This window comes from Bacillus sp. FSL R5-0585 (genome assembly GCF_038004545.1).
Lineage (GTDB): Bacteria > Bacillota > Bacilli > Bacillales > Bacillaceae_G > Bacillus_A > Bacillus_A cereus.
Genome location: NZ_JBBORJ010000001.1, coordinates 1 through 20,622, shown reverse-complemented (window position 1 = coordinate 20,622; position 20,622 = coordinate 1). Strand labels below are relative to the sequence as shown.

The window sequence follows — 20,622 nt, the reverse complement described above, 5'->3', positions numbered from 1 at the left end:
TTTCTTATTGAAGTATGCTTTTGCGCATCATATTATTCACATACACTCGTTGATCCACTTTGAATTTCACGATTTGCAACGGATGTCTCGCTGCATCTAATTCGTTTCCATCCTCATCCCAAATTTTCTCCACCGTTTGCGTAAAGTTTTCTATTTCTGGTCCAAAGAACTCCACTTCATGTCCTGGTTTGAAATGATTACGTTGCTCAATCGTTACGATGCCCGTTTCTTCATTATAATCTAACACTAAACCAGCAAAATCATACGTTGTTTTCTTACTATGATTTCCAAACATTTGCTCTTGATGTCCTGGAACCCCTTCAAAGAATGCAGGAGCTGTATCACGATTTGCACATTTATCAAGCTCATCTAACCATTCTTGTTTAAACTCAAAGTTATCTGGATCCGCACAATACGCATCAATTACTTTACGATATACAGTTGCTACAGTCGCTACGTAATGGATTGATTTCATACGTCCTTCTACCTTTAAGCTATCGATTCCGATTTCAATCATTTTTGGAATTGATAAAATTAAATTTAAATCTTTTGGACTCATCGCAAAGTGAGCATCTCCTTCTTGGAATAGAGGAAGCTCTTTTGCATCTTTATGTTGTGATACTGTTTGAACTAAATCATAATCCCAGCGGCAAGATTGGCAACAACCACCACGATTAGAATCACGCGCTGTCATATGGTTACTTAATGTACATCTTCCTGAATATGCGATACACATTGCACCATGGACGAACGCTTCAATTTCAATATCCACTTTTTCTTTAATTTCTTTCATTTCTTCATAGCTTGCTTCACGAGCTAATACAAGACGATGTAAACCTTCTTCTTTCCAATACTGTGCTGCTTTCCAGTTGGATAGTGATTGCTGTGTGCTTAAATGCACCTCAACAGAAGGCGCTACGCGTTTACAAGTCTCAATGATAAGCGGATCAGCAACGATAATTCCCGTTACGCCAGCTTTTTCAATCCCTTTTAAATATTCCTCTAGCCCGTCCATATTTTCATTATGTGCAAAGATATTTGTTGTTACGTATATTTTTGCTCCATACTTCTTTGCAAACTCAACGCCTTCTGCCATTTCTTCTAGCGTAAAGTTACCTGCATTCGAACGAAGACCAAATTCTTGTCCACCTAAATATACAGCATCTGCCCCGTAATGGATAGCTACTTTTAATTTTTCTAAGTTACCCGCAGGGATTAACAGTTCAGGTTTCTTCACAATAACACGTTTGCCATCGATCACTCGTGAAATTTCTTGTACAGTCATTTCCTACACCCTCCTCGTTTAGTAAACCGTTTCTTTAAAGAAGAATCCTGTATCTAACGGACGATTTACTGGTTGCATTTCTTCTATTTCTTTATATAGATCATCTTTCACGTCATAATATGCATCACGATCTTCTACGCATAAATCAATCGCTTGACGATATTTCTTCGTTACTTCAATAATGTATTCAGAGCTTTTTAGTACACCGTCGATTTTTAAGCTATCAACTTCAGCATCGATTAGTTCCTCTAATTCATCGATGAAACAAATGTCGTTCGGACTCATAATGTGAGTACCATTTTCATCTTCATAAATTGGATATTTATTGTTACGCTCTGGGTCATATAAGAACATATTCTCTTCATATTTTTTCTTTTCAATGTCAAGATTACGTCCTTGATACTCAAAGTAGTTTCCTACTAATGAACGCTTCGATTGGAACATACAAGTCATACCGTGAATTTGTACTTCCAGTTCCACTTCAGCATTTTCTTTTAAATCAACAATTTCATCTAAACTAAGCTCACGAGCTAATACAGCACGCTTTGATCCTCTTTGTCCCCAGTAATTACAAGTGAACCAGTTTGTTGCTGTCGTTTCTGTATTCCAGTGCAACTGCATATTTGGTGCTACTTCACGAACAGCCATTAATACCGCTGGATCTCCGAAAACAATTGCATCTACATTTACTTCGTTTAAAAATGAAACGTAATCTGTTAATTCTTCTACTTTATCGTTGTGGAACATAGCATTCATGGCTACGTATACTTTCACACCATTTTCATGTGCAATCTTCACAGCTTGTTTTACATCTTCACGTGAAAACTCCCCTGCTAAACGTAAACCAAACTTTTGCTCACCGATCATTACCGCATCTGCTCCTGCTTTCGCAAGTTGTTCGATATCCGCCACCGCTCTTGGCGTTACTAACAATTCAGGTTTCTTCATACCTTGGTCACCCTCTCTTTTTACTAACAGCTACTCCATCACCAATTGGGAAAATCGTTGTATCATATCCTTCATGGTTCATAAGCCACTCATTGTACGTCTTAATACGACGGATTAAACCACGTGTACGTCTGTTTTCAATTTTCTCTTTTGTCGTTACAAGACCGTGGTACATAACATTATCTGAAATAATTACGCCACCAGGATTTAATAACGGTTCATATAAGTCAAAAAAGCGACGATACTGTCCTTTTGCTGCATCAATAAAAATAACGTCAAATGTCCCGTGTTCTTTTACTTGTTCACCTGTCTCTAACGCATCACCGTAAATAACTGAAATACGATCTGTTACTGGGGAACGTTCTATATATTCAAGTGCTTTTTCATATCGCTCACGATTGCGCTCAACTGTCACAATACGTGAATTTGGAATAGCTTGCATCATACGAATACTAGAATAACCGATTGCTGTTCCAAGTTCTAAAATGCTTTTCGGTCCAATTAAACGTAAAAATTGCAGCATAAATTCCATTCCAAGTCGATCCATAATCGGCACATGATTTTCTGTTGCATATTCTTCCATTTCAAGAATTAATTTATCTTTCGGATCAATAAATGATAATAGGTACTCGTTAACTGCATCCTCCATAAATGGTCCTCCTTATTTACATGGAGAAGTGCCTCTATGACGTCTTTTCACACATAGAATGCAATAAAAATACAAGCCAGCTTTATCCTTAGCTTGTACGTCCCGTTTTGATATTAAAAACGATTCTTCTGCCAGTTTTTAACCCGATATATTTTACCACAAAAAAGAGGGATGTGCGACTTTTTTCGCTATCCCTCCCCATTTCACTATTTTTTCGTAATGTATTTTTGCTTTAATGCATTATGCTCTTCTAATGTTTTCGCATAGTACACTTCACCACTTGGTGCAGCTAAGAAATAATAATAATCTGTTTGCGCAGGTTCTAACGCAGCTTCTACTGAATGTTTACCAGAGTTTGCGATCGGCCCTACCGGTAATCCTTTTACAACATACGTATTGTACGGTGAGTTGACCTTTAAATCTTCGTATAATACACGTTGTTTATGCTTTCCAAGTGCATATAATACCGTTGGATCCGTTTGAAGCGGCATACCTTTTGCTAAACGATTATAAAAGACACTAGAGATCTTTTGACGATCTGTAAAACCAGTTGCCTCTTCTTCAATAAGTGAAGATAATGTTAAAAGCTGATGAACATCCCAATTCTTCGCTTTCATTTTCGCCTCATTTTGAACAATGATTGCATTTGTTTTCTCAAGCATTGGAATTACAATTTCTTCTAACGTCGTATCTTTCTTATAAAACGAATACGTTGCAGGATATAAATAACCTTCTAATGGGTATTTAATATTGCTATCAAAGATTTTATCCGTTAATAACTTCGGATACTTTTGCTGCATTTTTTGAATAAATGCTTTATCGTTTAATTGACGCGTAACATCATCTTTATTCCACTTTAGTTCTGTCGCAATCGTTTCTGCAATTTCAGTTACTTGCGCCCCTTCTTTAATCGTCACTTTATAAAGAGCCGGACGATGCACATTGCCAGATGACATTTGTTCAATCACATCTTCAGCATTCATTGAAGGATTTAATAAATATGTACCTGCTTGTAAACTTTTCGATTTAGCCTTTGTATAAAAACTAAAAACTGTACCGTTTTTTACAGCGCCTTTTTCTTCTAAAATTTCTCCAATTTTACTTGTAGATGATCCTTTCGGAATTTCTACTTCAATCTCTTTTTTATTCCCGCTATCAACTGGTCCTAATGCGGATGAAATATACGCATAGACTGAACCACAAACTAAAAGCAGTGCAATAATCGAAAATAAAAAGATGCGTCTACGCTTCTTTTTCACTTGATTCTCTATCAAAACATTTCCTCCTTACTTAATTGTAGACCGTATGTACACCTTTCTATACAGCACGATGTAAAAACGCTAAAAATTTACTTATCTTTTTTAATTGACACTTTATTTTTCTACAATCCGTCTCATTATACTACAAAGACTTACACAGTTTCGACAAAAAATCTTTCATTTTACATATAAATACAAAAAAAGATGGACTGTATATCGTCCATCTTTTCAGTACTTATTATTCAGCTTCTTGCTCATCAGCAATAGTGTTAAACGTTTCTTGTACCATTTCCCACTCTTCTTCAGATTCGATTGGAAGTAAAACTCCGCCCTCTTCTTCATTTTGCTCATAAGCCATTGCATCATAAATTGGGTCTCCATCTTCATCTACTTCACCGATTGGAGAGAAGATTACGTATGATTTTTTACCAAATTTGTCAGCATCAAAAGTGAAAATAATTTCACATAAATGTTCGTTACCTTTTTCGTCTACAATTGTAATTTGACGTTCTTCCATTTTGGTCACCTCTTATTTTCTATCTAAAAATCCTTGTAAGATTACGACTGCAGCCATCTTATCGATTACTTGCTTTCGCTTCTTACGGCTTACATCGGCTGAAATGAGCAGACGTTCCGCTGCCATTGTTGACAAACGCTCGTCCCACATTACAACGTCTAATTGTAACAGCTCTCGTAGGTTTTCTGCAAATTGTTGGCACGCTTCACCACGCGGGCCAATTGTACCATTCATATTTTTAGGTAAACCTACTACTATCTTGTCCACATTGTACTGCTTTACTAACTCAGAAATACGATCAAAACCAAAGTGACCTCGTTCTTCGTTAATCTTAATTGTTTCTAATCCTTGTGCTGTCCAGCCCATTTCGTCGCTAATTGCAACTCCGACTGTTTTTGTACCTACATCTAAACCTAATATCCGCATAAACTACTCCTCACGATGATGTTTCAAGTAAGACTTCACAAGCTCTTCAATTAACTCATCACGTTCAAGCTTGCGAATGATGCTACGTGCATCTTTATGGCGAGGTATGTATGCTGGGTCTCCACTTAATAAATAACCGACGATTTGGTTAATCGGATTATAGCCTTTTTCTTGAAGTGCATCATACACAGTTAAAAGTACATCATTTACATGGACACTCTGTTTTTCATCTTGAATGCTAAACTTCATTGTTTTATCAAAACCGTCCATTTCAAGCACCTCACTTATATAGTAAGTATAGGGAGAAGAACTTCTCCTCTCCCTACCATTGTACACTACTATCTCTTTATTTTGAAACAGATTTAACGTACTCTTGTACAAATGCTAAAGCTTCTTCGACTTGAGCTGGATTTTTACCGCCTGCTTGTGCCATATCAGGACGGCCGCCACCGCCACCGCCGCAACGAGAAGCTACTTCTTTCACAAGTTTACCAGCATGGTAACCTTGGCTAATTAAGTCTTTCGTTACACCTGCTAAGATGTTTACTTTATCGTCATTAACAGACGCTAATACAACAACTGCTGACTCTAATTTATTTTTCAGATCATCCATCATCGTACGTAAGTTGTTCATATCTGCAACATTTACTTTCGCTGCTAATACATTCACACCATCAACTGTCATTACAGAATCAGTTAAGTTTCCAGCTTCGATATTGCTTAATTTCGCAGCAAGAGATTCATTTTCTTTTTGCAGTTGTTTCACTTCAGCAAATAGACCATCAACTCTTGTTAAAATATCTTTCGGATTTGTTTTCATTTTTCCTGCTGCTTCTTTTAATAAACCTACTTGATCGTTCATTAATTCGTATGCAGACTTACCAGTTACTGCTTCAATACGACGAGTTCCTGCACCAATACCAGACTCAGCAACGATTTTGAAAATACCGATAGAAGCTGTATTATCAACGTGACAACCACCACAAAGCTCTAAGCTGTAATCGCCAACTTGTACAACGCGTACAACATCTCCGTATTTTTCACCGAATAATGCCATTGCGCCCATTTCTTTCGCTTCTTCGATTGCTTTTTGAGAAATCTCAACATCAATACTTTCCCAAATTTTTTCGTTTACCATACGCTCAATTTTTTCTAATTCGTCAGCTTGTACTTGACCGAAGTGAGAGAAGTCAAAACGTAGACGTTCAGAAGTTACAAGAGAACCTGCTTGGTTAACGTGTGTTCCAAGTACGTCTTTTAATGCTTGGTGTAGTAAGTGAGTTGCTGTATGATTTTTTACAACGCTACTACGGTTTTTCGTATCGATAATAGCTTTTACAGCCGCATCTTTCGTTAATGTACCTTCTTCAACAACAACTTTATGCAAGTTTTGGCCGTTTGGTGCTTTTTGTACGTCTTTTACAAGAACTTTCACACCATCTGCAAGAAGGTAACCACGGTCTGCAATTTGTCCACCGCTCTCAGCATAGAATGGTGTTACATCAAGAATTAACTGTCCTTCTTCACCAGCTTGTAAGCTGTCTGTGTATTCACCGTTTTTCACAAGTGCAACAACGTTACTTTCTGTTGCAACTGTACCGTAACCAACGAATTCGCTCGCTACTTTAATTTCTCCAAGGACACCACCTTGAACTTGCATAGAATCAACGTCTTGACGAGCAGCACGTGCACGCTCACGTTGTTTTTCCATTTCATTTTCAAAACCTTCATGATCAACTGTCATGCCAGCTTCTTCTGCATATTCTTCTGTTAATTCAATTGGGAAACCGTATGTGTCATATAGACGGAACGCATCTACTCCAGAAATAACAGTTGTTTTTTCTTCTTTTGCTTTTGCAATTACTTCAGCTAAAATCGCTTCACCATCATGAAGTGTTTCATGGAAACGCTCTTCTTCGTTCTTCACAACTTTTGCAATGAAATCTTTCTTTTCAAGTACTTCTGGATAGAAGTCTTTCATTACTTCTCCAACAACCGGTACTAATTCAAACATAAATGGACGGTTGATGTTTAATTTCTTCGAATAACGAACAGCGCGGCGTAATAAACGACGTAATACATAACCACGGCCTTCGTTAGATGGAAGAGCACCGTCACCAACAGCGAATGTTACTGTACGGATATGGTCAGCAATTACTTTGAATGCCATATCTTTTTCTAAATCGCCATTACGATATTTTTCACCAGAAATTGTTTCTGTTGCACCAATCATCGGCATGAATAGGTCTGTATCAAAGTTTGTAGGCACATCTTGAACGATAGATGTCATACGCTCTAGACCCATCCCTGTATCAATGTTTTTCTTAGGAAGTGGTGTATATGAACCGTCTGGATTATGGTTAAATTGAGAGAATACAAGGTTCCATACTTCTAAGTAACGTTCGTTTTCTCCGCCTGGATATAATTCTGGGTCACTAAAGTCATTACCGTAAGCTTCTCCGCGGTCATAGAAAATCTCTGTATTCGGTCCACTTGGGCCTTCACCGATATCCCAGAAGTTTTCTTCTAAGCGGATAATACGCTCTTTTGGAACGCCCATTTTCTCATTCCAAATTGTGAATGCTTCTTCATCTTCTGGATGGATTGTAACAGATAGTAATTCTTTATCAAATCCGATCCATTTGTCGCTCGTTAAGAATTCCCAAGCCCATGTAATTGCTTCTTCTTTGAAGTAATCACCAATTGAGAAATTTCCTAACATTTCAAAGAATGTATGGTGACGAGCTGTTTTCCCTACGTTTTCAATATCGTTTGTACGAATTGATTTTTGAGCATTTGTAATACGTGGATTTTGTGGGATTACACGTCCATCAAAATATTTTTTTAATGTAGCTACACCACTATTAATCCATAGAAGAGATGGATCTTCATGCGGAACTAGTGATGCACTAGGTTCTACTGCATGTCCTTTTTCTTGGAAAAAGTCTAAAAACATTTGACGAATTTGTGCGCCTGTTAGTTGTTTCATTGTATTTTCCTCCTTAAATATAAAAAACTCCCGTCCCTATAAAAGGGACGAGAGTTAACTCGCGATACCACCCTAATTATGAATTGATTACAATAACAATCAATTCATCACCTCATGGTGCCGTAACGTGGCAAGACGGCAGTGATTAGCTGCTCTCAGGATTAGCTTTCTGTTACCCTTCATTTAAAGCTTCTTTCAGCCATATGGAAGCTTCTCTCTATAAATGGACTGTAACGTACTTGTTCCGTCATTGATTTAATGTATTATATGACTAAATATAATAGAATTCTCTTAAGTTTGTCAATGTAGATAATCATTTATATTGGATTAATTACTTATTAATCCTAAGTATTCTACTATTCATTCTTAACAGCCTTTTCATATAGTATGCATTTATTAATAAATCGGAATCTCCTTATAAGAATAATTTATAAAAATTTCTAAATATTACTTTTTTTGTTATAATTAAATTATTGTTAATAAAATAAAGGAGCGATCACAATGACAACCTTACTTAGCAAAGCTAAAAACATATTAGCGACTGACGAAACGATATTATTTTACGCAGCATGTTCATTAGACATATTTATTTATCGTTCCGTCGCAAGGCCAGGATTGCTAATTTTAACGAACAAAAGGCTATTCTTTTATGGGCCAGATGTAAGTAAGAATCCAATATTTGAAGAGTACTCTTTCGCAAAAATTTCTAATCTAAAAGAACAAAAGCGTCTTTTCAACAATCAAATTGTATTTATGTATGATAACGAATGGAAAAAAATAAAACATATTCAAACAAATGATGTGAGCTCCCTCGTTCAAAAGATACACGAGCAGCTTTCTAAATAAATATATGATTAGCCCTCTATTTCTTACATAGAGGGCTTCTATACTTACACATCTTCTTTTTTCAAGAGCGGTCTCACATGAACAATGACAGTGCGAATAACTGCTAAAATCGGAACCGATATTAGCAACCCTACAATCCCAGCTACCTCTCCCCCAACTAGTAAGGCAAGCATAATAATAACGGGATGCATACGAAGTGACTTACCAACGATGTAAGGCGATAAAATATTACTCTCCACAAATTGCAAAATCGCAATTGTGATCCCCGCCTTAATAAGTAAACTCGTTGATACTGTTGCTGCAATCATTAACGTCGGGATTGCTCCTAAAATAGGACCGAAGTACGGGATTATATCCGTTACCCCAATAATAATGCCAAGCAATAATGGATATTTCATACCGATAAACCAAAAAGAAAGAGCTGATACTCCCCCTAATACTAAACAAACAAATAACTGTCCTCGAATATAACTTCCAAGTGATTTATCAATTTCTTTCGCAAGCATTTGCCCCGTACCTCGCCATTTACTTGGGACTAGTTTCCAAAAGATATGATAAAACTCACCATAATCTTTTAATATGTAAAATACAATGAACGGTATTAAGAAAATAATGAGCAATGAATCGAGTACACCACGAGCTGTACTCATCACTTTATTTAAAAGCGCTTGAATCTTCGTTTCTACCCCGACAAAAAGTTGTTTCACCTTTTCATGAATGAACGAAGGGAAATTCGCCGTTTGTTCTGTAACGCCATCCATCCACGAATCGTACATCTTTGTAAACTGGGGAAATTGTTCATTAATCTCTTGTAACTGTTTAATAACGACTGGTGTTCCTTTATAAATCCCATAACCAATTCCGCCAAAGAAAAGGATATAAATGAGCAAAATGGCAAGTGTACGGGGCATCCCTTCCTTATGAATTTTTTCAATTAAAGGGTGCAATAAATACGCAATAAAACACGCGATAAGAAACGGCGTGATTGCTACTTTAAATACAAAAATAATCGGTGCCCATAGCGGCTTAATTTTTAAAAAGACGAGCAGACAAAGAAAAACAAGTAACAATAATCCTAAACGATATATCCAAATGATTTTAAGATTCTTCACATGAAAAACCTCCTCCACCTTTATTTTGAAAATAAATGGGGTAGGTTATGTGCGAAACTTTTAAAATCTTTTCATACGGACCATACTGTTTTTTAAAGACGTACATATAAATAACATAACAAGGACAACCACCCCTGAGAATACAGCATGAATTAATATAATCAGGAGGGCTAATTATGGTTTTGTTTATGCTTGGATTATCAGCACTTTTTATGATTCTTGAATGGATTTGTATCGGGTTCGGTATTTGGAAGGGGTTCTTTATTCATTCCTCACGTAAAGAAAAAGCGAAGCAATTATGGCAGTATGGAATACTTGGCGTTGGCTGCTACGGTCTATCTTATCTTTTCTCAGAGATCGGACTTTTTTATTTGCATATGGGTGCATAAAAAAACTCCCTTGTCTACAAGGGAGTTTTTCACTTTATCGAAATGATTATAAGTAAGACTTAATCATCTTACGTGCTTTTTTCATATTGCGTTTTGAAAATACATCTTGCTTACGAGCATATTGATATGCTGCAGCTCCAACACCTAATGCGATTAATGAATTGCGTAGATTCAAAGTAAATCCCCCTTTTCGTTATCCGATCGTTCTTTCATTCTCATCAAATAAATCATCAAGAGAGCTTAGTGAACCATCTTCCTCAACTTGATGCGTATGGATTTTCCCCTTTGAAACCGATAATTCGATATAACAATTCCAGCAATAAAATTGGTTGACACCTATTTTTCCAATGTCTTTCCCTTTGCAATTTGGACAAATAAACATATGGCTTTCATCTCCTTACAGTCTCCCAGATTCTATTCGCCATTATGTCCAAACTGCATTCATTTATACATTTTACTGGAGCCTTTCAACGCTATGCGCTTGAAAGTTTCACTATATAATTTCACCTTGTTACATGAAATCATACGGTGAAATGTTTTCCACGTCCATTTCCTCGCCATTAACTGTGACCATCTGTACTTCTCCTTGTGATTCTTGCAAGCGACTAGCTAAGGTTGTTTGACGCATTGCATCATCAAGGCGATTTACACCAGATTGGAAAGCTGCTTCCTCTCCGCAAATAATAAGGAACTTCTTACTTCTTGTAATGCCCGTGTAAATTAAATTACGACGTAACATACGGTTGTAACTTTTCACGATTGGCATAATAACAATCGGAAATTCACTACCTTGTGATTTATGAATGGAACAACAATATGCATGCGTAATTTGATTTAAATCGGGCTTTGTATACGTTACCTCAATTCCATCAAATGAAACGATAATCATATCTTGTTGCTCAACGTTCTCTTTCGCATAAAACACCGAAACAATTTCCCCAATATCACCATTAAACACTTGGCTCTCCGGCTGATTCACGAGTTGCAGTACTTTATCGCCTCTTCGGTACACAACATCGCCGTAAGCAATTTCTTTACTCTTTTCCCTCTTCGGATTAAATACTTGTTGCAGCGCTTCGTTTAATACATTAATACCAGCAGGCCCGCGGTACATCGGTGCTAATACTTGAACATCCCTTGCACTAAAGCCTTTTGTTTTAGCATTTTCGCAAACTTTTTTCACAACCTCAACAATTTGAGCCCCTGTACAGCTGATAAACGAACGATCTTTTTTGTTTTGCGCTAAATCTGGTGGTAGAGTTCCATTTTTTATCGCATGGGCAAGTTGAATCACTGATGAGCCTTCCGCTTGACGATAAATTTCAGTAAGCTTCACTGTCGGAACTGCGCCTGCATTTAATAAATCTTTTAATACTTGTCCAGGTCCTACAGATGGCAACTGATCTTCATCACCTACAACGATAACTTGGATATTCGTCGGCAACGACTTAAATAGCTGATTTGCAAGCCAAATATCAACCATTGAAAATTCATCGATAATAAGGAGCTTACCTTGGACAGGATCCGTTTCATTACGCTGGAAAGATCCTTCTGGCGTCCAACCAAGTAAACGGTGAATTGTGCAAGCTGGAAGTCCTGTCGATTCACTCATCCGCTTCGCTGCTCTTCCTGTTGGAGCTGTTAATAGTATTGGAAATGGATTATCATCACTGTATTCATTCGGATTTAACGATAATCCGTGAAGTGACGCATACATTTCAACAATCCCTTTAATAACTGTTGTTTTCCCTGTTCCTGGTCCACCTGTCAATAACATCATCGGTTTATGAAGTGCCGTTTGAATTGCTTCTTGCTGAAACGGTGCATATTGTACGTTCAGTTGTTCTTCAATTTCACCTAACGTTTTTAACACTTCCGCTTCTGGAAATGAAGGTGTTTCTTCTTGATTCATAAGCCTGCGAATAGACTTTACAACACCTTTTTCAGAGTAGAATAACGTCGCTAAATACACTCGTTCTTCTTCTATGATGACTTTCCCTTCACTTTGCATCGTTTCAATACAACCTATAATATCTTCCTCAGTCACTCTTCCTTCTTGATTGTTTAAAAGTGACATCGTTTCTCTTACAAGTTGATCTTTCCTCATATAAACATGACCAAGTTGTAATGAGACATTCTCTAATGTGTAAAAACATCCCGCTCGTACACGGTCGTCATGATTACCCGATATCCCTAACGCACGCCCTATATCATCCGCTCTTCCAAAACCAATCCCGTCCACTTCTTCAATAAGTTGATACGGATTATTACGAATCACTTCTAATGTCATCTCTTTATATTGCTGGTAAATCTTAATAGAAAGTTTCGTTCCAAAACCGTAGCCATTTAAAAAGCTCATTACTTTCTCTAATCCTTGATGTTCAACAATTGTCTCATATATTTCCTGAGCCTTTTGTTTATTAACAACACCATTTAATGCCTCAGGGTCATCCATAATTTTAGAAATAGCATGTTCTCCGAGATGGTCCACAATTTTTTCAGCTGTACGCTTTCCTATCCCTTTAAATAAATCACTCGCTAAATATTGCACCATACCTGCTTTTGTTTGCGGCAATTCTTTTTTAAATGTTTCAACCATATATTGTTTTCCATACTTTGGATGGTCCTTAAAATGACCTGTCAATGTAAACACTTCATCTTCATGCATGCGGGGAAAATGACCGTTTATCATTACTTTCTTTTCGTCATACGTTTCATTCGTTTCAATGACTTTCATACTGACAACGGAATAGAGGTTTTCTTCGTTGTGGAAAATGGTATGAAGAACTTGCGCTTTTATAAACTTTTTCTCTTCCTCAAACAAATCCATTGCATGTTGATTTCCCATTTTTCCTCTCCTTTCCGGTATTTTCACTTTAATGAGCAGTACATCCCCCACCTTTTTAGATGAGGGATAACTACCCATTAAACTATATTTTTATCTTATTCAGCTTCTTGCTCTAATAAACGAACGCCATTACCCGCTAAAAAGTGATCTGGCTGAATTTCAGTTGCTTTCTTAAATAAAGCGAGAGCCTTCTCATTATTTTCCTCAAATACGTACGCAACACCTAAATTGTAATACGCATCTGCATGCTCCTCATCCATTTCTAATACCTTTTCAAAATAAGGTTTCGCCTCTTGAACGTGTTCTAGTCGCGCGAAGCAAAGTCCGCACTGGAATACAGCTTCTACATCGTTTTCATCTAATTCTGTTGCTCTTTGTAAGAATGGTAGTGCAAGACGATCATTTCCAAGCTGTACATGTGTGATACCTAACATAAATGTTACATCAGCTGATTGTAATCCAGCTTGCATTGCTTGTTCAAATACAGCTTTCGCTTCGGTAAATTGCTCTTGGCCATAATATACATTTCCTAAACCATAATAGGCTGCTGCAGATTTATCATCTAACTCTAGTGCACGTTTATAAAATAAAATCGCTCGCTCGCTATCACCTAATACGTCTAATAAATTTGCAAAATTAATGTACCCAAGCGCATCTTTCGGATTTTCTTCGATTGCTTCTGTAAAATTTTTAGCTGCTTCTTCCCAGTTTCCTTCTTGCATATATTGAATACCTGTTTCAAGTTTGTTTGACATGTCCTTCACCTCTACAATAAATTATAACAAAGAATGTATTTTCCAAGCGAACGAAAATTCGCTTTATGTAAAAGAAACCTCTAACCGCTAATCGGCAGAGGCTTCTCATTTATCCTAAATAATCCAATTTCTTACCACTACGGTATACTTCATCAATTGTAGCACCGCCTAAGCACTCATCTCCATCATAGAAAACAACTGCTTGCCCTGGTGTAATTGCACGAATTGGCTCATCACAAAGAATACGAACTGTATTTTCATCAACGATTTGAACCGTTACTTTATTGTCTTCTTGACGATAACGGAATTTCGCCGTGCACTTAAATTCTGTTTCTTTTTCTTTGTTACTTACCCATCCTACATTCGTAGCAATAACTTCATCACCATATAGAAGTTCGTTATGGAATCCTTGATCAACATATAAAATGTTTTCTTTTAGATTTTTCCCAACAGCAAACCATGGATCACCATTACCACCAATTCCAAGGCCATGACGTTGTCCAATTGTATAATACATTAAACCGTCATGCTTCCCTTTCACTTCACCAGATAATGTTTGCATTACACCTGGTTGTGCCGGTAAGTAGTTACTTAAGAAATCTTTAAAGTTACGCTCACCAATGAAGCAAATACCTGTACTATCTTTTTTCGCCGCTGTCGCTAAGCCAGCTTCTTTCGCCATTTCACGAATTTGCGGTTTCTTTAATTCACCTAATGGGAACATTGTTTTTGATAATTGCTCTTGGCTTAATTGATTTAAGAAATATGTTTGATCTTTATTGTCATCAACACCGCGAAGCATTTTATATTCGCCGTCCATATAAGCAACGCGTGCATAATGGCCTGTTGCCACATAATCCGCACCAAGCGCAATTGCATGCTCTAAAAATGCTTTAAATTTAATTTCTTTATTACACATTACATCTGGGTTTGGTGTACGACCAGCTCGGTACTCATCTAAGAAGTACGTAAATACTTTATCCCAGTATTGTTTTTCAAAGTTTACTGCATAATACGGAATACCAATTTGGTTACACACTTCAATTACATCATTGTAATCTTCTGTTGCTGTGCAGACACCATTCTCATCTGTATCATCCCAGTTTTTCATAAAAATTCCGATTACATCATAACCTTGCTCTTTTAATAAAAGTGCTGCTACAGATGAATCGACGCCACCGGACATTCCGATGACAACGCGTGTTTCGTGAGGTAGTTTGTTCATCATGTCACCTCCCATGCTAATTTTGTGTTAATCGCTTCACGATTTTCACTGTTTCGTACGCCGCTTTTTCAATTTGCTCTTTCGTATTTCCAAGTCCAAAACTAAAGCGTACGGATGAACGTATTTTATCGGAGTCTTTTCCAAACATCGCTACTAATACATGTGATGGATCAATCGAACCAGCTGTACAAGCAGAACCACTTGATACTGCAATGCCAGCTAAGTCTAAGTTCACAAGGAAAGGTTCAATGTTCATTCCTGTAAAACTTACATTAAGTACATGCGGTAAGCGATGTTCTAAGTTTCCGTTTACCTCGAAAGTAATGCCTTCATTTTTGAAGACAGATACCATTATATCTTTAAACTCTTCATATTGGGCATTTTTTTGCTCACGAGTTTTTTCAGCTATAAGAATTGCATACTGAAGCCCAGCAATACTAGGCACATTTTCCGTACCAGCACGGCGTTTTCTTTCTTGCTCTCCGCCTATTAATAACGGTTCAAATTTCACATTTGCACCAGCGTATAAGAAACCTACACCTTTTGGCCCGTTAATTTTATGAGCTGAAATTGATAATAAATCAATACCAAACTCTTTCACATTAATTTCTACTAAACCGTAAGCTTGTACCGCATCTGTATGGAAATACGCTTGATGCTCTTTTAACAGCTTTCCTATTTCCACAATCGGTTGCATCGTCCCTACTTCATTATTCCCAAACATAACAGATACAAGAATCGTCTCTTCTGTTAATGCCTTTTGTATGTCAGAAACTTGAATGCGCCCTGTTTCATCGACAGGTAAATATGTCACTTCAAACCCTTCACGCTCTAACAATTCGCATGTATGCAAAATCGCATGATGTTCAATTTGCGTCGTTATAATGTGGTTACCTTTATGACGGTTCGCACGTGCTACACCTATAAGCGCTAAATTATCAGCTTCTGTACCACCGCTCGTAAATATAATTTCATTCGGATTCGCATGAATGCTGCGTGCACACACTCTTCTCGCCTCATCTACTGTGTGACGAGTTTGACGTCCATAAAAGTGAATACTAGACGGGTTCCCGAATATTTCTGTCATATATGGAATCATCTTTTCGACCACTTCTGGGTGAGTCGGAGATGTCGCAGCATGATCTAAGTAAATGCGTTCCATTAAATCTCCTTCTTTCCAAATCGTTTCACAAGGAATTAAATGTAAAACATATAGCCCCCGTGATTTTCTTCCTCATAACGTACTAAATCTTCTAACGTTGTACTATCTAACACTTCTTGCACGGCATCACGAACACGCATCCATAACTGGCGCTGTGCCGGCTCTTCTTCTTCTATCATTTCTACAACACTAATCGGTCCCTCTAATACACGGATTACATCCCCAGCTGTAATGTTAGCCGGTTGATCAGATAATACATATCCGCCATATGCCCCGCGCGTACTCTTTACTAGACGGGCGTTACGAAGTGGTGAAATTAATTGCTCTAAGTAATGCTCAGATAAGTCATGCGCCTGCGCAATTGATTTTAATGAAATCGGACCTTCACCAAACTTTTTTGCAAGATCAATCATAATTGTTAAGCCATAGCGGCCTTTCGTTGAAATTTTCATCTATTTTGCACCTCTTTTCAAATTTTCACTTCTATTGGTTATATCTTATTTATAAAAAGAACACAATTTAAAATCCTATGAAATTATAGCATAATATAGTATTATAAGAAATTTCAACTTGTGTATCAAAATGATAACATAAAATCACATTGAAAAACTCGGAAATTATTACAATTGAAAGAAAAATGAAAATATTACCCTTCATTTTTCCCATAAAACAGCATCCTATTTCAAATTTCGTAGAAAAAAATGATACGATAGAACGAGATTATATATTAAGGGAGACGGTCCAAATGAAACAACCACTCGCACATCGAATGCGCCCTACAAATATTCAAGAAATTATTGGGCAACAACATTTAGTTGGTGAAGGAAAGATTTTATGGCGAATGGTCCAAGCCAATCATTTTCAATCTATGATTTTATACGGTCCTCCAGGTACAGGAAAAACATCCATTGCCAGTGCAATTGCAGGAAGTACCGGTACCCCGTTTCGTCTATTGAACGCTGTTACTCACAATAAAAAAGATATGGAAGTTGTCGTACAAGAAGCGAAGATGCATCGACACCTCGTTTTAATTTTAGATGAAGTTCACCGTCTAGATAAAGCAAAGCAAGACTTTCTATTACCTCACTTAGAAAGCGGACTTCTTACTTTAATTGGTGCTACGACAAGTAATCCATTCCATGCAATAAACTCCGCTATTCGAAGCAGGTGTCAAATTTTCGAATTACACGCACTAACAGAAGAAGATATTTTAATTGGGTTAAAAAGAGCTTTAGAAGATAAAGAAAAAGGCCTTGGAGAATACGCAGTAACGGTAACAGATGAAGCACTACATCACTTTGCAAACGCCTCTGGTGGTGATATGCGTTCCGCTTATAACGCACTTGAGCTTGCTGTATTATCTAGCTTTACTACAGACGATCAAGCGGCTGAAATCACACTCGAGATTGCAGAAGAATGCTTACAAAAGAAGAGCTTCGTCCACGACAAAGGCGGCGATGCTCATTATGATGTATTATCAGCATTTCAAAAATCAGTGCGCGGAAGTGATGTAAATGCAGCACTCCATTATTTAGCACGCCTTATTGAAGCAGGTGATTTACAAAGCATTGGCAGACGCCTTCTTATTATGGCTTATGAAGATATTGGACTTGCTAGCCCACAAGCTGGACCACGTACACTAGCTGCAATTGAATCAGCTGAACGAGTTGGATTCCCAGAAGCACGCATCCCACTTGCAAATGCCGTTATCGAGCTATGCTTATCACCAAAATCAAATTCAGCTTATAAAGCACTTGATGCTGCATTACACGATTTACGCAACGGTCAAACAGGTGACATTCCAAGCCATTTAAAAGATAGTCATTACAAAGGCGCAGAATCACTTGGAAGAGGCATTGGATATTTATATCCGCACGACCATCCAAACGGCTGGGTAAGGCAACAATACTTACCTGATAAAATAAAAAGCAAGCAATATTATAAACCGAAAACGACAGGGAAATTTGAGCAAGCACTTTCTACTGTTTATGAAAGATTACAAACTTCGAATAAAACGAAAAATAAAGGGTAACATAAACGAAAACGTCACCATTATGGAGGCTTCGCTTATGAAAACACGTCAAGATGCATGGACAAAAGAAGATGATCTCCTTTTAGCAGAAACTGTTTTACGACATATTCGCAGCGGAAGTACACAAATAAAAGCATTTGATGAAGTTGGCGATGCGTTGAACCGGACTTCAGCAGCTTGCGGCTTTAGATGGAATGCTGAAGTAAGACCGAATTACGAAGATGCGGTGCAGCTTGCGAAGAAACAACGTAAAGAATTAAAACGTTCTGAAGCTAATATAGAAAAAGATCGGTTCACGAAAACGAAACAACTCGTAATTGACGCCGATTTTTCAGAAGATATTACGCCAAGTAAACAAGATCTTACAATGCAAAATGTCATCTCATTTTTACAAAATTTAGAACATAACAATCCTTCACTCGCAAAGTTGCAAACTGAAAATGATGTATTACAAGCTCAGCTCACTTCTCTGCAAAAAACGAATCATGAACTTGAAACGAAATTAGCGGCACTCACAAAAAAACAACAAGCAATCGAAGAAGATTACGCGATGCTTGTTCGAATTATGGATCGTGCTCGAAAACTTGTTTCAGTCGAAGAGCAAGAAGAGCAAATTGCCCCGATTTTCAAAACCGATCAAAATGGGAATTTAGATATTATTTATTCTGCAGAGAATTAAAAACAGGGATGTCACTTTTTTAACTGAGTGACATCCTTGTTTGTTTTCGGTGAACCATATATATACATGTCGGTAAATGAAATTATACCAACGATTTTTCGAATATATCTATCACAACTTGCAATATATCAACGATTTTTCAAATATATCTATCACAACTTGCAATATATCAACGATTTTTCAAATATATCTATCACAACTTGCAATATATCAACGATTCAATAAAGGATATCGATTTAACGACAAAGATTGACAATAACATTCCTCCTTGTCATACAAGGAAACTCCTAAAACGGATTAGATATTTTTTACTAAAATGTTATTATAAACATATACCTTTAAAGGGGGATGGTTGCTATTTCATTAATAATCTTCAAAATAACTCTTGTCCTTCTCGTCCTGACTTTAGCTCTTTTCACCATTAACAGTTTAAAAAAGACGTCCGCCTATACATCAGATAAATATGATCATTACTTACTAGCGTTACTTACATTTGAACTAGTAGTAATGCAAATATCCATATTTCTTTAATACATATAAAAAAGCATATATCCAAAATAGATATATGCTTTTCTTTTATTCTTGCCCTACACGTTTCACTTCTACATTTTTAATACGTTCACGTACAACGTGACTTGCCATAATTAAGCCTGCCACAGATGGTACGAATGCATTTGATGAAGGCGGTAATTTCGCCTTACGAATTTTTGCATTTTCGTCTGGTACAATTTCTTTACGTACCTCTTCACGAATTACGATTGGGTTTTCGTCAGAGAAGACAACTTTTACACCTTTTTTAATACCCTCTTTACGAAGCTTCGTACGAATGACTTTCGCAATTGGATCTGTATGTGTTTTAGAGATGTCCGCAATACGGAAACGAGTTGGGTCCATTTTATTTGCTGCACCCATACTTGAGATAATTTTAATTTTACGACGTAAACATTGTTTAATTAAATGAATTTTGAACGTAATCGTATCAGATGCATCCACTACGAAGTCTAAACCGTACTTAAAGAACTCTTCATATGTTTCATCTGTATAAAACATTTCTAGTCCAATTACTTCACACTCTGGGTTAATGTCCGCGATACGCTCTTTCATTAATTCTACTTTTGAACGTCCTACAGTAGATACTAAAGCGTGAATTTGACGGTTTACGTTTGTAATATCTACAACGTCTTTATCAACTAATACGAGACGTCCTACGCCAGAACGTGCTAACGCTTCAGCTGCAAAAGAACCTACGCCGCCAATTCCTAAAATACCGACTGTACTATTTTTTAATATTTCAAGTCCTTCTTTACCGAAGGCTAATTCATTACGTGAAAATTGATGTAACATTCAGCTCTACACTCCTATTACAAAAATGGTCTACCATGTATTCTAGCGTTTTTCCGACTATTTGTATAGAAAAAGTTATAGAATTCCTAAAAATACATATTTCGAGAATGAAAACATAGACCAGAATTTTATTTCTTCCTAAATACACGTTTAAAAA

At 37.1% G+C, this 20,622-nt stretch carries 21 protein-coding genes and 1 other annotated feature; of the genes, 4 read left to right on the top strand and 17 right to left on the bottom strand.

Annotation, left to right across the window (positions count from 1 at the left end; all coding sequences use genetic code 11):
• Positions 1-4: 4 nt before the first annotated feature.
• The 8 genes from MKY38_RS00105 to alaS all read right to left on the bottom strand — a co-directional run bounded on the left by MKY38_RS00105 (position 5) and on the right by alaS (position 8,073).
• Entirely contained in the window at positions 5-1,285 is a 1,281-nt protein-coding gene (locus MKY38_RS00105; RefSeq protein ID WP_000217974.1) for a peptidase U32 family protein, read from the bottom strand.
• Positions 1,286-1,303: 18 nt separating this feature from the next.
• A complete protein-coding gene (locus tag MKY38_RS00100; protein ID WP_000742807.1) occupies positions 1,304-2,233 on the bottom strand; it encodes a peptidase U32 family protein in 930 nt (309 codons plus the stop codon).
• Between the two features lie 7 nt (positions 2,234-2,240).
• Positions 2,241-2,882, bottom strand: a complete 642-nt coding sequence (locus tag MKY38_RS00095; RefSeq protein ID WP_000389102.1) for an O-methyltransferase — start codon at positions 2,880-2,882, stop codon at positions 2,241-2,243.
• Between the two features lie 206 nt (positions 2,883-3,088).
• Complete coding sequence (mltG, locus tag MKY38_RS00090) at positions 3,089-4,156, bottom strand: endolytic transglycosylase MltG (RefSeq protein ID WP_000572137.1); 1,068 nt, start codon at positions 4,154-4,156, stop codon at positions 3,089-3,091.
• Positions 4,157-4,379: 223 nt separating this feature from the next.
• Positions 4,380-4,658, bottom strand: coding sequence for a DUF1292 domain-containing protein (locus tag MKY38_RS00085; RefSeq protein WP_000392730.1), 279 nt, complete (start codon positions 4,656-4,658; stop codon positions 4,380-4,382).
• 12 nt (positions 4,659-4,670) lie between these two features.
• On the bottom strand, positions 4,671-5,084 hold the full coding sequence (gene ruvX, locus MKY38_RS00080) for a Holliday junction resolvase RuvX (RefSeq protein WP_001221192.1): 414 nt from the start codon (positions 5,082-5,084) through the stop codon (positions 4,671-4,673).
• Between the two features lie 3 nt (positions 5,085-5,087).
• Entirely contained in the window at positions 5,088-5,354 is a 267-nt protein-coding gene (locus MKY38_RS00075; RefSeq protein WP_000348590.1) for an IreB family regulatory phosphoprotein, read from the bottom strand.
• Positions 5,355-5,430: 76 nt separating this feature from the next.
• Positions 5,431-8,073, bottom strand: coding sequence for an alanine--tRNA ligase (gene alaS / locus MKY38_RS00070; protein WP_000811825.1), 2,643 nt, complete (start codon positions 8,071-8,073; stop codon positions 5,431-5,433).
• Positions 8,074-8,113: 40 nt separating this feature from the next.
• Positions 8,114-8,333, bottom strand: a binding site (T-box leader).
• Between the two features lie 241 nt (positions 8,334-8,574).
• On the opposite strand from alaS, the gene MKY38_RS00065 reads away from it, so the two are divergent.
• Positions 8,575-8,919, top strand: a complete 345-nt coding sequence (locus MKY38_RS00065) for a PH domain-containing protein (protein WP_000209579.1) — start codon at positions 8,575-8,577, stop codon at positions 8,917-8,919.
• A 44-nt stretch (positions 8,920-8,963) separates the two neighbouring features.
• Here MKY38_RS00065 and MKY38_RS00060 read toward each other — a convergent pair whose 3' ends face one another.
• Entirely contained in the window at positions 8,964-10,031 is a 1,068-nt protein-coding gene (locus MKY38_RS00060; protein ID WP_000793128.1) for an AI-2E family transporter, read from the bottom strand.
• A gap of 176 nt (positions 10,032-10,207) precedes the next feature.
• Between MKY38_RS00060 and MKY38_RS00055 the strand changes: the two genes are divergently transcribed.
• The gene (locus tag MKY38_RS00055) at positions 10,208-10,420 is read left to right on the top strand and encodes a hypothetical protein (protein WP_000242535.1); all 213 of its coding nucleotides are present in this window, start codon (positions 10,208-10,210) and stop codon (positions 10,418-10,420) included.
• A 46-nt stretch (positions 10,421-10,466) separates the two neighbouring features.
• On the opposite strand, the gene MKY38_RS00050 is transcribed toward MKY38_RS00055, so the two are convergent.
• From MKY38_RS00050 to cymR, 7 genes are all read right to left on the bottom strand, one after another.
• A complete protein-coding gene (locus MKY38_RS00050) occupies positions 10,467-10,595 on the bottom strand; it encodes a YrzQ family protein (protein ID WP_001053553.1) in 129 nt (42 codons plus the stop codon).
• Between the two features lie 18 nt (positions 10,596-10,613).
• Positions 10,614-10,802, bottom strand: coding sequence for a hypothetical protein (locus MKY38_RS00045; RefSeq protein ID WP_000469281.1), 189 nt, complete (start codon positions 10,800-10,802; stop codon positions 10,614-10,616).
• 129 nt (positions 10,803-10,931) lie between these two features.
• Positions 10,932-13,268 carry an SF1B family DNA helicase RecD2 gene (recD2, locus tag MKY38_RS00040; RefSeq protein WP_000528082.1) on the bottom strand — a complete coding sequence of 779 codons (2,337 nt, stop codon included), beginning with the start codon at positions 13,266-13,268 and terminating at the stop codon, positions 10,932-10,934.
• A 95-nt stretch (positions 13,269-13,363) separates the two neighbouring features.
• Positions 13,364-14,023 (bottom strand): tetratricopeptide repeat protein, encoded by a 660-nt coding sequence (locus tag MKY38_RS00035; RefSeq protein WP_000066409.1) that lies wholly within the window; start codon positions 14,021-14,023, stop codon positions 13,364-13,366.
• A gap of 109 nt (positions 14,024-14,132) precedes the next feature.
• A complete protein-coding gene (mnmA, locus tag MKY38_RS00030; protein ID WP_001038010.1) occupies positions 14,133-15,248 on the bottom strand; it encodes a tRNA 2-thiouridine(34) synthase MnmA in 1,116 nt (371 codons plus the stop codon).
• A 16-nt stretch (positions 15,249-15,264) separates the two neighbouring features.
• Positions 15,265-16,410 (bottom strand): cysteine desulfurase family protein, encoded by a 1,146-nt coding sequence (locus MKY38_RS00025; RefSeq protein WP_114555858.1) that lies wholly within the window; start codon positions 16,408-16,410, stop codon positions 15,265-15,267.
• Between the two features lie 35 nt (positions 16,411-16,445).
• Positions 16,446-16,862 (bottom strand): cysteine metabolism transcriptional regulator CymR, encoded by a 417-nt coding sequence (cymR, locus tag MKY38_RS00020; RefSeq protein WP_000704116.1) that lies wholly within the window; start codon positions 16,860-16,862, stop codon positions 16,446-16,448.
• A 293-nt stretch (positions 16,863-17,155) separates the two neighbouring features.
• Here cymR and MKY38_RS00015 point away from each other — a divergent pair, with 293 nt between their 5' ends.
• Together MKY38_RS00015 and MKY38_RS00010 are read left to right on the top strand one after the other, a co-directional pair.
• Positions 17,156-18,442, top strand: a complete 1,287-nt coding sequence (locus MKY38_RS00015; RefSeq protein ID WP_000812943.1) for a replication-associated recombination protein A — start codon at positions 17,156-17,158, stop codon at positions 18,440-18,442.
• 37 nt (positions 18,443-18,479) lie between these two features.
• A complete protein-coding gene (locus tag MKY38_RS00010) occupies positions 18,480-19,121 on the top strand; it encodes an RsfA family transcriptional regulator (protein WP_114555857.1) in 642 nt (213 codons plus the stop codon).
• Positions 19,122-19,697: 576 nt separating this feature from the next.
• On the opposite strand, the gene MKY38_RS00005 is transcribed toward MKY38_RS00010, so the two are convergent.
• The gene (locus MKY38_RS00005) at positions 19,698-20,465 is read right to left on the bottom strand and encodes a tRNA threonylcarbamoyladenosine dehydratase (RefSeq protein WP_000903179.1); all 768 of its coding nucleotides are present in this window, start codon (positions 20,463-20,465) and stop codon (positions 19,698-19,700) included.
• Positions 20,466-20,622: the final 157 nt, after the last annotated feature.